The 13928-nt window shown below is 54.9% G+C and carries 12 protein-coding genes; 1 reads left to right on the forward strand and 11 read right to left on the reverse strand.

All coding sequences use genetic code 11. The annotated features are described in order from the left end of the window. Positions 1-103: 103 nt before the first annotated feature. A complete protein-coding gene (locus ACZ5KU_RS21050; RefSeq protein ID WP_464736176.1) occupies positions 104-1285 on the forward strand; it encodes a tyrosine-type recombinase/integrase in 1182 nt (393 codons plus the stop codon). Here the strand turns inward: ACZ5KU_RS21050 and ACZ5KU_RS21055 are convergent. From ACZ5KU_RS21055 to ACZ5KU_RS21105, 11 genes are all read right to left on the reverse strand, one after another. After that, positions 1282-2628 (reverse strand): DUF5585 domain-containing protein, encoded by a 1347-nt coding sequence (locus ACZ5KU_RS21055; protein ID WP_464736177.1) that lies wholly within the window; start codon positions 2626-2628, stop codon positions 1282-1284. The two genes, ACZ5KU_RS21050 and ACZ5KU_RS21055, sit on opposite strands and share 4 nt — an antisense overlap. A gap of 168 nt (positions 2629-2796) precedes the next feature. Continuing rightward, positions 2797-4191 carry a hyaluronate lyase N-terminal domain-containing protein gene (locus ACZ5KU_RS21060; protein WP_464736178.1) on the reverse strand — a complete coding sequence of 465 codons (1395 nt, stop codon included), beginning with the start codon at positions 4189-4191 and terminating at the stop codon, positions 2797-2799. Then, positions 4191-4751: a phage tailspike protein gene (locus tag ACZ5KU_RS21065; RefSeq protein WP_464736179.1), complete on the reverse strand. Its 561-nt coding sequence runs from the start codon at positions 4749-4751 to the stop codon at positions 4191-4193. Before ACZ5KU_RS21065 ends, ACZ5KU_RS21060 begins: the two co-directional genes overlap by 1 nt. A gap of 65 nt (positions 4752-4816) precedes the next feature. Further along, positions 4817-6724 (reverse strand): hypothetical protein, encoded by a 1908-nt coding sequence (locus tag ACZ5KU_RS21070; RefSeq protein ID WP_464736180.1) that lies wholly within the window; start codon positions 6722-6724, stop codon positions 4817-4819. Between the two features lie 215 nt (positions 6725-6939). After that, positions 6940-8094 carry a hypothetical protein gene (locus tag ACZ5KU_RS21075; RefSeq protein ID WP_464736181.1) on the reverse strand — a complete coding sequence of 385 codons (1155 nt, stop codon included), beginning with the start codon at positions 8092-8094 and terminating at the stop codon, positions 6940-6942. A gap of 3 nt (positions 8095-8097) precedes the next feature. Then, positions 8098-8787, reverse strand: coding sequence for a hypothetical protein (locus ACZ5KU_RS21080; RefSeq protein ID WP_464736182.1), 690 nt, complete (start codon positions 8785-8787; stop codon positions 8098-8100). After that, positions 8777-9565 (reverse strand): tail fiber domain-containing protein, encoded by a 789-nt coding sequence (locus ACZ5KU_RS21085; RefSeq protein ID WP_464736183.1) that lies wholly within the window; start codon positions 9563-9565, stop codon positions 8777-8779. The genes ACZ5KU_RS21080 and ACZ5KU_RS21085 overlap by 11 nt, the downstream gene beginning before the upstream one ends. A gap of 566 nt (positions 9566-10131) precedes the next feature. Continuing rightward, positions 10132-11544, reverse strand: coding sequence for a packaged DNA stabilization protein (locus ACZ5KU_RS21090; protein WP_464736184.1), 1413 nt, complete (start codon positions 11542-11544; stop codon positions 10132-10134). Positions 11545-11561: 17 nt separating this feature from the next. Beyond that, positions 11562-12314, reverse strand: coding sequence for a packaged DNA stabilization gp4 family protein (locus ACZ5KU_RS21095; RefSeq protein WP_464736185.1), 753 nt, complete (start codon positions 12312-12314; stop codon positions 11562-11564). Further along, entirely contained in the window at positions 12314-12589 is a 276-nt protein-coding gene (locus tag ACZ5KU_RS21100) for a hypothetical protein (protein ID WP_464736186.1), read from the reverse strand. The genes ACZ5KU_RS21095 and ACZ5KU_RS21100 overlap by 1 nt, the downstream gene beginning before the upstream one ends. 49 nt (positions 12590-12638) lie before the next feature. Next, positions 12639-13919, reverse strand: a complete 1281-nt coding sequence (locus ACZ5KU_RS21105) for a P22 phage major capsid protein family protein (RefSeq protein ID WP_464736187.1) — start codon at positions 13917-13919, stop codon at positions 12639-12641. Positions 13920-13928 lie beyond the last annotated feature (9 nt).

Raw genomic sequence — 13928 nt, forward strand, 5'->3', positions numbered from 1 at the left:
GGGCCTTCCTCGCCCTGGACCGTCCCGATACAACCCTATCCATCACGATTTTTTTAGTACATCATCAAGTACATCGAACCTTGATCAATGAGGCAATGTACTAGTGGCACTCACGGACACTGCGGCCAGGCAGGCCAAGCCCAGAGAAAAGGGCTACACCCTTGCGGACTCCCTTGGGCTGTCCCTGTACATCGCAGATACTGGCGTGAAGAGCTGGCACTTCAGGTTCACCTGGCTTGGCAAGCAGGCCAGGATCTCCCTTGGCACCTACCCTGAGATCGGATTGAAGGAAGCGCGTGCGCGAAGAGATGAGGCGCGCGAAGAGGTCGCGCAGGGTATAGATCCGCGCGAATCAAGAAGGGTAAAGAAGGCAGAGCGCCTTGGCGCCCAGGAGAAGACATTCCGCCGAGTATATGAAGAATGGCTGGAATTCAGGAAGGGGAGCTTGACCGAATCATCGGCCAAAGTCATTTCGAATGCGATGGAGCTTGATGTGCTGCCGGCTTTCGGGTCGCGCCAGATCGATTCGATTAAGCGATCCGATGTGATCACCCTCATCCGCCGGATTGAGCACCGCGGATCGCTTACGACGTCAGTGAAGACAAGACAGTGGATGGGGCAAGTGTTCCGGTATGCCATCGCCACCGGCATGATCGAGAACAACCCAACAGCGGAAATGCACACTGTCACCGAGAAGATGGCCCCGCACAAAAACCGGCCGTTCCTCGCTTTCTCGGAAATGCCGGAGATCATCAAGGCCATTGAGAGCAGCGAGTCCGGCCTTCCTCTCCAGTACGCAACAAAGCTGCTCATACTCACAGCCTGCCGGCCTGCAGAAGTGCGTAAAGCCGAGTGGCCGGAGATCGACTTGGACACAGCAATCTGGTCAATCCCCGCCGGCAAGATGAAAATGCGCCGTGACCATGTTGTGCCGCTGTCGCTCCAGGCGGTCGAGATCCTGCGGTTGATGCAGCCACTATCCGGAAGCATGAAGTATGTTTTCCCCAACCGTTCTGATTCAGCCAGGCCGATCGGCATCAACTATGCCGTCAACCTGCTAGACCGTTGCGGATATACGGGGCGACAGTCGCCACACGGGTTCCGACACATGTTCTCGACCGAGATGAACAGTCGCGGCTACAACAAGGACTGGATCGAGCGGCAATTGGCTCATGCCGACAGCAGCGCGATCCGCGACATCTATAACCATGCCACCTATCTCGAGCAGCGGCGAGACATGATGCAGGAGTGGGCAGACATGATTTTCAAGGGCGCTCGCTGCTAGTAAAGGACCTCCTGTTGACTTGCGTTGATTGATACAGATGCAGTGCCTGTGATCGAGCCAGCTCGAATACGAACATACTTCCCTGCTGGTACGTACCGGCAGAAAGACCAGTTATTTCCCTGCACTTGGTTCAGAGTCACAGCCAATGTGATGTTGTTGCTGTATGTTTGCTGAGCTTTGATGGCCCAGTCCGCCGGAGTTGTGCTGTTTGTATCTGCGGTTTCAAGAAATACACTGGCAGACGATGGGCCTCCGATTGTAGAAGTGGTCGAGAAAGAACCCTCATAGCACACATGCGCGATTCGCGAGGAACTCACCTGGAATCCTGTTGCGTTTGTTGCTGCGACAAGGGACCTTCCGGGAGAATCGTTTATTGCCATCGCCGTTCCCGCCGCCACGCGGCCCTGGGCATCGGTCGTAACACTCGAGTAAGTTCCCGGTGTGCCGACTGATGGCATACTGATAGTGCCTGAGGTCGTGATGATGCCGCCAGAAAGGCCTGACCCTGCGGTTACACTCGTGACCGTGCCGGTGCCAGGCGCATAGTTTGGAATATTCAAAACCCCGGTGCTGGCATTGTATGTGGCCGCGCCAGAAGTGCCTGACGTTGTGAGGCTGATAGCAGAACGTGCCCCAGATTGATTGATGAAATTGGATGGGTTGGATGCGCTGTAGGGGGTAAACCCGAGAGCAGTTGTGACCTGGCCGCCTGTGATGCCGGTCAAGAATCCTGATGGATTTCCAGCCAATGGATACGCATCAGTGATGCCATACCCGGCAAGGGTTGATGGCTTATTGAGGATTTGGCTGACGCCAGCAGCTGCAGACCAATCGCTATTGATTTGCGCGGAAGGGATATCCGGCCTTCCAGACAGATCTGAGTATGCCCCAGATGTAGCGACTGCTGAGAGATTTGGCTTGTTAAGTATCTCAGAAACTCCACTGGTTGCGGACCAGTCGGAATTGACTTGAGCGCCAGGCATTGACGGTCTATTTATTAGGTCGTTGTAGTCGCCACTTGTTGCAACAGGCGAAAACAAAGGTCTGTTCGTGACATTCGACCAGTCGGAGGCTGATTCGATGGTATCGCCGATAACCATGAATGAGTTGCCAATCTTCCAGATGAAGGGAAGGTTGTTCTCACCCTTGTAGCCAAAAAAACCATTTAGGCCAAGCCCAGGGCCCGGCACGGTCCTGGTTAGCGTGGCGGTATCGGCAATGTTCCTTTGATTGATAAACATATCAAATGCCGCGCCGAATGAAGCTGTAGGCAAAATCATTGCCAAAAAAATTAAAGCTCTCATTTTATTGCCCTTCAAATAAAAGTAATGTGATTCTTGCATCCGGCATATTCAGTTTAATCAAGATCCAGATCAAACTCCTCGAATCCTTCAGGAGGCTCAGCAAAAGCATCGAGGACAATTACTTCATCGCCCTTTCTGTAAGCTATTTGCTCTACCTGGGAGCGCTCTCCTGTTAGTATATTGTATTCAACCCTAAATAAAGGCATATCACACCTCATACTGAATATTTATAGATCCGGCATCAAAAGTATCGGTTCCATTTACAGTGGTGAGCCTGATCCTATCAAATGCTCCAGAAATTGTTTTATTGCCAGAGCTGATTGTGCCGACTGCCGATGCGCCATTAGCTCCGGAAACAGAACTAAAAATCCATGTTGTAGCATCAAGCGGAACCATAGTAAAAATCCCAGAATGCGTGTTAGCCGCTACAACGTTTCCAAGACAAATAATTCCATTTGTCGCAGTATATACAGTTGACCCGGACGAGGCGGTGCACTGGTAGCCGCTTGTCTCAATCGCCCCCGACCCTATCTGAACAATGTAGTTACTAGATCCGTTAGTGGAAACCCCATTAAGCATCAAGGTCATCCTTTTGATGCCGCTAGGAAGGTTGATGAAGTCGACGGACGTCCCTGTAGTGGTTGGCTGAGCAGTCGATGAGCGAACGCGGTCCGGGTAAATGATCGACTGGCCGCCCTGGCCCTGGACTTGGCTTGGAGTGGTCGCCCATACGCCAGCAGTTGCCTGTGTCGATTGGACATAACCCATCACGCGATAAGGGACGCCAGAGCGTGCAGTGTTCGAATAAAACGTGGTGGAAGATGTGGCAGACGAAGAAATAGCAGTCGTATTGATGAGCGCGCTTTCATCGAGCCTTGTTCCGCCGTCCAGGTTGATAGCTGCAAGCTCAACAGTTCCAGAATTGTAGATTGCGATTACAACGATCCTGCTTTGCCGCCCGTTAATTGTGCCAAGGCTAGCGCCAGATGGGAGAACAAGGCTCAAAGCAGTTGTAACGTATCCCGTAACAATCGCACCATTATTCAGAGCGGGAGACCGGAAATCGATAGTAGTAGCCGGGAGAAGGAGCGTGAGCGCATTACCACTTATAGACGCACCAACGGTGCTGATCTGAGGGCGGTTGCCAGTAGGCTTGCGCTGCAATTCCAGCCAATCATTGCCGGCATCGTAGATTAGCGTTACGCGGCCAGAAACATCGCCTGGCGCCGGATCGACTCCGCCAGGATATTTGATGCTTTTTACGCCAAGGCCCTGGAAGTTTGCAGTTGAAGGGCCTGTATTTGGGTTGTTCGTCACAAAACCAAACTGAACACCATCCTTGTACGAATTTGGAGTGTTGGTGTTCGTTTTAGGTACCAGGATGTAAGCGTTTGCTGCCGAACCTCCTGGAATATTGTCATTGTAGTAAAACGTCCCATCCGTGACTTGGGGGCCAGTGGCTGCAGGATATCCGCCGGCTGTGACGCCATCGTGCACGATTACCGCATGCCGATCCGTGTCAACGGTCAATTCTCCCTGAGCACCTGTAAACAGAAGGTTTTCAGCGGTAGTGCCGCGGCGAAGCTGGTATTGAGTAGCCATTATGAGAGCCCTCCAAGGTCAATGATTCCGCTGCCTTCAGCCAAGTCAAAACGCTCGGCCGGAATGTTTTCAATGTTAAACGGGAGAACAGCTATCCCGCCGAAGTCGGCAGAAGCCGGGTGCAGGTTGTAATATGCGGCTGCAGTCATATTCGTGTCGAAAAGGCTGCTATTGATGAATCGGTTCGTAAGGCTGATGCTGGCCGGAACGACTTGAGTTCGAACGATCGTTGTCGGCCTAACGCCGCCGACAATTGATGGCGCGTAGTAGACCTGCGCCCCATTTGCGTCCAACATCTTGAAAGAGTGCTCACCATCCACAGATAGCTGAACGGGCGAGCCATTCAGCATCGGAACGCCACCAGCGCCGGTGCGTATAGGCTGGGCAATCGCTACTTTTGACCCGTCCTCCTGGAGCGCCATGACTTGAAGGCGGTTAGAGATGATCTGAGGGTCGGTGTCTGGCTTTCCGACAAAGATCTGCCCATTGAATACGGGCCTGCCCCTTGTGGGGTCGGCATAATAGTCGTACGGTGACCGTACTTCGTTTTCATCTTCCATTGCGGCTCACCATTTTGATTTGGTTTGAGGTGAATTCATGTCAATAATGACTGGCGTTCTCGTATTCATTGTGTTTGTTGCTCTTCAGGAACTTGAGCGCGCGCAGATTGAATCCCGGCGTCTAAATCGCGAGCGAGACGCAAAGCAAGATCGCGACTTGCAGTAGTCCTGGGCGCGTTGCCGATTCGAATCAGTGCGTTTCGGACGGCGGTGCTTTCGTAGGCCCTAGCGGCTCCCCCTATTGCTGCTCCAAGAGCAACTGTTCCGCCGAAGCTACCCATTGCAGATCCGGCTGCTGCTGCGGCAAGAGGGATTGAAGCCTCTTGACCTGTGCTTGTAATGCCAATCTGGCCGGCCCTGCGCGTTGCGTTTAGGACTTGCTCCAAGCCGCGAAGCTGAGCCAATTCCTGTCCTCTAAATATGATCCCAGACTGTTGCTGAAGCCTGCGCATGGTGTTTGCAAAACGATCTGGAGAAATATTCTCGATCCCACCAGAATCGCGGATCGCCTTTTGAATCAGGGTTGCGCGCGCGGCATGCCTGCCGTTGTTATCCAGGCTGCGATAAAGGGTTCGAACTTCGCTGGGCTTTCTGCTGAAAAGCAGGTGCTCGGCAACCTCGGGGGTCAGATCACCTTTATCCAGGACGCCCTTGAGGCGAGTGTTCTGGAGAAGATCAGCCTCCCTTGCATAAACAGAATTTGCCTGCTGAAGCCGGCCAAAATCACGCGGAGAAAGGTTCGATCGTGCGACATCCTGCATATCCTGGGTTAGCGAGGACTGGACGCGAGTCAGAAGTGCTCTGGCCCTGCTTGGCAGCTGGCTGCGCATTGGACTGTCAAAGCTGTTCACAACCTCTCGCAGAGCTGTCCTGTTCTCTCTCAGGGTCTGGTAAGTTTGAGGCGCCTCCCCAAGCGTCTGCGCGAACTGCCGAAGCTCGGCAAGGGCTTCCGGACTCTGAACCACGCCAGGCCGTTGAAGTTCTTGAATGGCATCGTCGATAGCCTGAGTGGTGCGAGGATATCCAACCTCTCCGACGTTATTGAGCTGTTGCTCATATCGCTGTAAGCGCTCGCCAGCCGATCGGCGAATTTCTGAGGTCCTGCTCCTGAGGCTGTCTATGATCTGGTTTGGCTGTGGAGCGGGATAGCGCTCTCCAAGTTGTTGAATGGCAGCTACACGAGCTTCCTGCTGCGTTACGCGCTGAGCGCCAGTTCCTGCATACGGGATACGCTCTCCAGTGCGCTGCGCCATTTGACCAATTGGCGTCCTCGGTGGCGCGATATCGCTCGTCATCAAAGGGATATTGTTGGCGTTCGCCGCCTGGACAATTGGCGCGGCGCCGCCGGCCTCCCCGCGAAGAGCAGCTATGCCGCGACGGGCCAAATCAACGCCAGCGCCAACAGCACCTGTCACGGCGGGAATCGCTGCGCCAGTAGCGCCGGCAAGCGCCACATCCCCTGCATTGAATTCGCCGCCAGCAGCAGATTGACCGCCCTCGATTGCGGCCTGGGTTGCAGCAGATCCAGCTCCCAAGACTGCAGCTTGCCTGGCAATACCGCCGCCAGCTGCGGTTGCGGCTCGTCCGGCTGGAACAAACGCTGCGCCAAGAGCTGCAGCCTGAAGAGCATCAAGACCTGTTGCGCCTGGCTTGTTAATTACAGCTCGAGCGCCGGTTGTGTTGTTAGCGGCGATTAGGTTTCCTTTTTCATCTTGTTGAATGCCAATCGCCGGCGAGAGATTCTTGAGTGTCTGAGCTATCTCTGCTGGATCTGTCATGGTCATGAGCGCAGCCGTAACACCAGCGCGCTTTGCAACGGGGATATCAAGACCAGCAAGAAGGCCTGAGTTTTGAAGCTCTGGCAGTTCCTCGGTGGCGCGCGTTTGTCTATCGCTGCCAGTGATCATGGTGCCGAGCTTGTCGAGAAGCCCAGGATCTTCTTGCGCAGGCTGCCCAAGTGGATATTGGTCCATAGCGGCGATTGCTCGCGCGGCACGCGGATCTTGCCCTGTAGCGCTTTGGTCTTCAGATCGCCCGGGAATCATGCTTCCAGCTTGAGATGGCTGTTGGCTTTGCGCGTACAGTTTCTGAGCCTGGGCAATTACTGTCGCATGATCGGCGCCAGCAGGGCCGCGCAGCTTGATGATCTGGCCGTCAGGAGCCCTCACTTGGTACTCTTGAGTATCCATTATTGGATGATCTCCCAACCGCCGGTGGATGCTGCAGGAGATTGAGAGCTAGACCCTATCGGCGCTGGCGCACTCTTGACTGCCCGCTTCTTCGCCTGATTGAGAGTGTCCTCTATTCGCTTCAAGGAAGCCCGAAACGCCGGCTTACTCATCTTCAAGGAGAGCGCTCCCACAGAGTCTGAAAGCTTTTTGCCTTCTGCATCGGATAGAGCCCCCATGCCCTTCAGCGTGGCGACTTGCGGCAAGAAGGTTTGGGCCTTCAACGTATCAAGCTCTGCCTCGAAGTTGGCAGCATCAGAGCCTGGAACCGTAGGGAATGAAGATGCCAGGCCAACAGCCTTATCAAGGCCTGGGTGGCTAAGCAGGCGATTAGTAGAATCGATAGCTTGATCAAATGTAGCGGCAGACCCTTCAGCGGCGGCCTGCAGGCTTTTCTGATTTTCTATCTGCTTCTGGGTAGTGGCACCAATCTTCAACTGAAGCTCTTGTTTCTTCAGATCGTTCATTGTCGCCGCTTGCTGCGCATTCAGCATGGCAATTTGGCGAGTAAGCGCACGGTCTGCCGATCCCATTTGCGCAATGGTCATTTGCTGATCAAGCTTGCGATCTTCACGAGCTTCTTTTCGTGCATCGCGCTCGGCCTGAGCTTTGGCTTTGGCCTTCTCGGCAATGACGCTGTAGCCCTGTGGATCGCCAGCAGCCCAATCCAACTCGATGCCCTGCATGGCCGCGTTAGGGTCTTGCAGGTATTGCTGGTAGGCCTGCGCCGTATGGGTTGGGTCGCGGCCCTGGTCTTGCAGCATCTGGATGCGCTTTTGGAAAATCGCCTCTCGCTGATCAGGGGGAGCCAACAGAACATCGCGGGCAAATCCAGCCGCCTCTTTTACCTTGCGCTCGTCATTCAGGCCGATGACCTGGTGCAGATTTTGAGCGATCTCAGGATACTGGAGGGAGACCTTAGCCATCAGGTCAGGATCACCGCTCTCGTAGGCCTGCTGGGCTGCGGCAGAGGCTTCTGCCTGGCGCTGCTTTTGCTCTTCTTCGGCGCGCATTTGCATGCGCCCCTGGCGAATATTTGCCAGCGTAGAGCTCAGGCCAGAAAGGCCAGTGCTGTAGTCATTGCCCGGATCAACGTAGAAAGGATTGCTAGCCATGATTTATTCCCAAAGACCTGTCCAGCTTCCGATATCGCGAGCAGCCAAGCCGCCAGTAAGCTCGCTCTGAAGAAGACCGCCGATTGATGTCAGCGATTTTCGGTTTCCGTGCTGCCATTGATAGCTTTCGTTTCCGAGGCCGGCGCCGACGATCGCTCCGATTGGGCCGCCAACAGATGCGCCGCTTGCGGCTCCTGTACCTGCAGCCGCGGCTGCGCCTCCAAACGATCCCTTGTCGCGGCCCTCAACGCCCTGGGGAGTCTGCATGCCCTGAAAAATCCCATAGGCATCCTTCGCCATATTCAGGCCACCGAGAACGGATCCAAGAGAACTGCCAGCGCTTGAAGCTGCTGATCCTGCTTGCGTACCACCGGATACGGCTGATCCGGTTGTAGATGCCGCTCCCGAGCCAGCGCCTGCCGCCCCGCCAGCATAGGTTGAGCTGCCGATTTCCCCGGCCTGCAGAGATTGACCGAGCCCATATCCGGTACCGCCGATCTCTGCCCCTGTGGATGCGCCCTTCAGGCTGTTGTAGACCGCGCCGAGGCCACGCATCGCTTTTGCCAGCTGCATGGCATTTGGGTTCGAAGCGGATCCGCCGGCATTAACTGGCTGCCGCGTCATAAATGGCTGGTATTGATCTCTCTGACGCTGAGCGTTCTGCGCAGTGAGAGGGGTGTATTCAAATAGCATCTCGGTCCACCCCAATTTTGCGATAGTTGACGAGCTTGTAGCCTGCGAGCTCAGTGATAGCTTCTGGATGTGTTTTCTCGACTTCCTGGGCAATAACTCCTGCTGCCCGGCCGAAAAGTCCAAGTGCGTTCGCGGCTTTGTTCCAGGTCCACGTGTAAACGCTATGGCCATTTTGCCGGCCTGCTGGCTTGATATCGGTTTTCAGACGCTCATCAGAGAACGTTTCATACCCCTGAAGCGCCAATGCGCCAGCGCCCATAGCGTTGTTGATATTGGCTTGTTGTGCTGCAGCGCTGGACTGAGCGCCGCCGATGATCCCCTGTGCCAGGGTTTGCCCTACGCCCGACATGCTGGCGGCGATGTTGTTGGCGTTCGACGGTAGCTGAGCCATGCCCTGAAGGCCTGACAGTTGATTGGCGTAGGAGGCCAGATAAGCGTTCGTGCTGTTCTGCGCTAAAGCGTCTTGTGCGTTCCCCGAGCGCAAGCCGCCTGTGGCAGATGCATTTCGAAGCACTGCGTCTTCACCGACTTTCACGGCGTTCGTATAGAAAGGACTAGACATAGCTCGATCGGCAATCGAACTGCCATCTTGCATAATGTTTCCATTTGCATCGGTGGTAAACCCATACTCAGCCCCGAGCCCTTGCAATGCACCCTCGCGGTAAGCTTGTGGAAGTCGCTCCGTCTGCTTTAGATAGTCCAGAGCCTCGCGCTGAGACCGAGCCTGAACTTCGGCCGCCTTCTTGCTATCGTTTCCAGCACCTCCGCCGCCACTCATTTTCGGAACCTCGCATAAACCTTCAGATGCTCATGATTTACTACGTGCTCAAAGCCACACTTCTCCATGACTTTTGCAACGCTTCTAAGCTCAATACTGCCCATCACTACCTGGCACCAGGGCATTAACTCAAATACCAACTCTACAAGTTCGTTTGTCGCCGCCCTCAGACGCCTAAGCGCTGAAGGCTTTGCCGAAAAGTGGCAGAAAATAGCGTTTTCTCGGCGAGTCATTGACACATAGATTTCGCCATCCAGCCATTTCCAGATCTGGTGATCAGGCTCCCACCAGAGATTGCCAACCTCCTCGCATAAAAACGCTTGCCTAAACATCACACTGCCACCCAGCCAGTACGAGCTCCAATCACCGGGTTGACGTACATCTTCACCGCATCTGTATCCAGGTACTGCCGAGTTCGGTTCGCTGGAATGTTCAACGTATTTGGGTCTCCGGCACCGGTCAGCATGTAGTCGGCACCACGGGAGATGTAATCGCTCACCATGGCGTCAGGCCACCCCGTAAAACCAGCCACGTCAGAGGCCGAGAGATCTAGAGAGACATTCCCATTAGCCAACTTCGAGATACCCCCTACCAAATGCCATCTTGGCGCGTGAGGCGCCACGCAGCTTGAATCCGACCCAGTTGCGCACATACCCCATGCGGTTCACGATATAGCGCTGATTGTAATCTCCAGGGCGCCCATAGATCGCTGTTACTTCATGCCCATAGGTCACGCCGTCATATGTCAGAGACACGAACATGGTTGCGTCGTCTGATGGTGAATGCCCTGGGAGAATGTCGATATTAAGACTGTCTACTGAGAGCCCTTCCAGGTACATGAATGGCGTATATAAGACCCATTCGCCCATCTCGCCATACTGATCAACGGATAGCGGATCGAGGACGCCCAGGCGCAGATCGATCTTGTCGCCGAAAACCCACTTCCCTAGCCGTGGATCAAACACGCCATTGATGCCACGCCATGGCAATGACCCAGTACCACGCTTGAGGATCGACCAGGCATTGTCGATGCCAGATGAATTGGCCACCGTCTCGTTGAACAAAAGCGTTTCGTTTGGAAGATGAATGTAGACAAAGGACATCCCATCAACTTCGACTGCTTCCATAGACATATCAGCAAGTTGAGGCTCTGTGTACTTGCTTAGAATCCGATCAATTGCACGAGTTGAGATTTGCTGCGTTGAGCCGACCCCAAGCATGTGAACGCCCAGGTCTGACTCTTTACGGCTCCCCACGAAGTACCAGGACTGCTTGAGTTCGCACTTGGCATGCGTGGCTACGATGCCTATCTTGAGCGCCCGGGCCTGAATCCTGCTGAATGCGAAATTTGTAGAAGCTACGTTGGAAAAGAACTCCGTGGAGTAGCGCCCGAATACGATCACCTTGTCATCGGCGGTTTTGCCAACACCAAGGGTTGGATCTGGCGAGAATTCAGCCGTGGCAAACGCCAGCGGATCAAACAACTCTTCATTGGCAATCGTCGTGTGATAGAGGTATTCCCCGTCAGTCAGGAAGTAATAACCGTCAACCCAAGTACCGTCGATTGGCTTCTTAACTTCTGGATCAAGCACCTGGCGGAACCCATTTACTGGATCATACAGCCAGAAAGCCCCGCCACCAATCACGGCCTGAGTATTGAACGAATAAGGCATCGAAACCTGTTCCATGCCCGGAATATTTCCAAACCGCTGGTTTGATCCATCATCATTTACAACAAGAAACTGCGTATATGAAACACGGAAATGCATCTGTAGGCGCTCGTTCCACACGCCGCCACGGTCAGGCCCTGAGCCGGTACCATATTCAGTGAGTCCAGAGTGCTGCAGCATGTAGCCGGCCGCGCCCATAATCGGCTTTGGCACCGCATACATGTTTTCTGGAATCGCGTCCAAGTAGTCCGTCTGGACACTTATCTTGTCGCCCTTGATCAGGGTGATAGGAATCTTCTGGACTGGCATATCGGATCACCTATCCGTCAGACGTTCTGATCCCCTACGCGCACGTAGGGAGTCACTTGGAAGTTGCGAATACGGATATCGACTCGGCCTTCAGTCGTCTCAATCCTGATCTTCACCTGTTGCCAGACAGAAGTAGTGAGGTCGGCTGGCGCAGAAAGGCGGTAGTCAACATCCGCCACATTGAGCGCGCTCGACACTACGACAAGGCCATTGTCACAGGTCACGGCAAAGGCACTAATAGTCTCATCAGTGCGCAGATAAGCCTCAAAGGACTCCATGAAGTCGTTCGTCTCACCCTGCATGATTTCGAGGGTATCAGGCTTGTTCGGTGGCAGCTCGTTGAACTGCGCATAGAACCGCTGCCAGCGCTCAAAACGCCTATTACCGCTGCCGATAGGCTGACGGCTCGGGTACTTAACGTTGCGGATGCGGTTGCGCGCACAGACTCCAGATGCCAGCGACAGTGACTGCGATGCCTGATTAAACAGAGTCATCGGCGGCTCTTTGTTGAAGTCGGAAATCAACCGAACAGCAAGGTTGCAGGTGATCATGTTCCAGAATTCCTGGGGCACGCCCAGGTCACTGTTCGGGTCAGGCTGCTGCTCGAAGTTATAGCCAACCTCGATCCCCCTGGACGCGAGCTCCGACATCATGCTTTCAAGCTCGCCCAGGGCCAGCTCAAGATCCGATGGATTCGGGTCGACAGTGAGCCCGGAGATGCGCAGCTTCGAGTAAGCTGCCGCTATCCGATCGGCCTTGAGAGGAGCCATCAGGACACCAATTCCTTGCGCAGAGTGTGGATGCGCTTGGTTTCCCAGCCATCAATGCCGGCTGCTTTTGCAGCTTCACGGACTTCTTGATCAGTGAGCTCAACGCGCGGGGACTTTTCAGCAGAAGAAGCTGATGCAGCTTCATGACCCGGTGGATTTACGAGCCAGCCAGAGGCAAGAAGTCCTTCAAGGTGCTCAACCTCGCAGGTGATCATCTCGCACTCGATGCCATGCTCAACATGACCTACACCCTCTCGATACAGAACGCATGCCATACGCTGGCTCTCCAGGCTCGGGGCCAATGGCCCCGGCCATTGAAGGTGGTTAGAAGGTCACAGCACCGCCGCAGCGCGATGGGTCTTTGATGGTCACGCCCCACCAGGTGAACAGGCGATAGCGGAACTGCATGTTGATCATGTTGGCGTCGTAGATCATGTACATCTTCAGGCCGTTCTTCATGGTCTGATTGATGACCTTCAGGCCGTCGAACGATTTGAACAGATCCGCCGGGATGCTGCCGCCCAGGACTTCAACCGCGTCTTTGTCGTAGAACAGGTTGAGCTTCTTGGAAGCGTCGATGTTGACCCGGTTGACGGTGGCCGCGTTGAGGATGCGGGTGTTGACGTTGGCATACGCCTTTTCCAGCGTGCTCAGCGCAGGGTCGTCCAGCGCGATCGGCTTCGGGAACACAGTGATCGACGTGCCGGTCGGCTTGCCAACGATGGTGAAGGTCATAGCAACGCCGGTATCCGACTTATCGGCCAGGCCAACAGCCTTCACAGTCACCGCGGAGTTCGCAAAGGTGATCTTGTCACCGATGTTGTAGCCTGCCGACGCTGTGACCGGAATGGTTGCGGTGCGGTAGTCGACGTTGGTCACGGTGTTCAGAACCGGATCGACCAGGCCGGCAGTCGGCGCGAACGATTGGTTTGCAGTCACGGTGGTGGCCGGATCAGCACCGCCGGCGATGTTCGGCAGGAACGAAGCGGTGTAGATATCGAACTCGGCGACGTTCTGGCCGATCTGGCCAGTTGCCCAGGTGCTTTCTGGTCGACCCTGCAGGGTCTGGCGGGCAGCCAAGTCCTTGCCGAACTTCAGGTTGTCGCGGTCGTTGAGCAGAAAGCAGCGCTCGGTCTTCGCGCCTTGGCGCTCGTTCATCAGCGCTTGGGCTTCGGCGATGAAATCGTATCCGCTGGTCTGGCTTGAGCGATAGAACATCGCACCCTGGGTGCCGACAGCGCTGGCGATTGCCTTGTTCAGGTTGGTTGCCTGTTGGCGCCCGGCTTCTTGACCGGCTTTCTGCCAGAAGCGCATGTCGCGCATGTCGTCAGCACGCTGGCTAACCAGATCGTTTTTCGGAACAGTGAGGGTCGCCGGATAGGTTTCCTCGATAATGCCGGTTTCTAGGCCGGTCAGATCCCAGCCGTCGATCACCGGGCGATGCTGCTGAACTGGTCGCCAGATGATGTTGCCCGAGTTCTGCATGGTCGAGCCATCAGGCTCATAGAACGTGGTGGTTGGAAGGAGCATGTCCTGAGGCTCGTAGGTATCGAGCGCCTCTTCGAACATGACCTCAGCAATCTTGCCTGCGGTTAAAGCTGCCATCGTCGTAAT

Source organism: Pseudomonas sp. Tof1 (genome assembly GCF_055390395.1).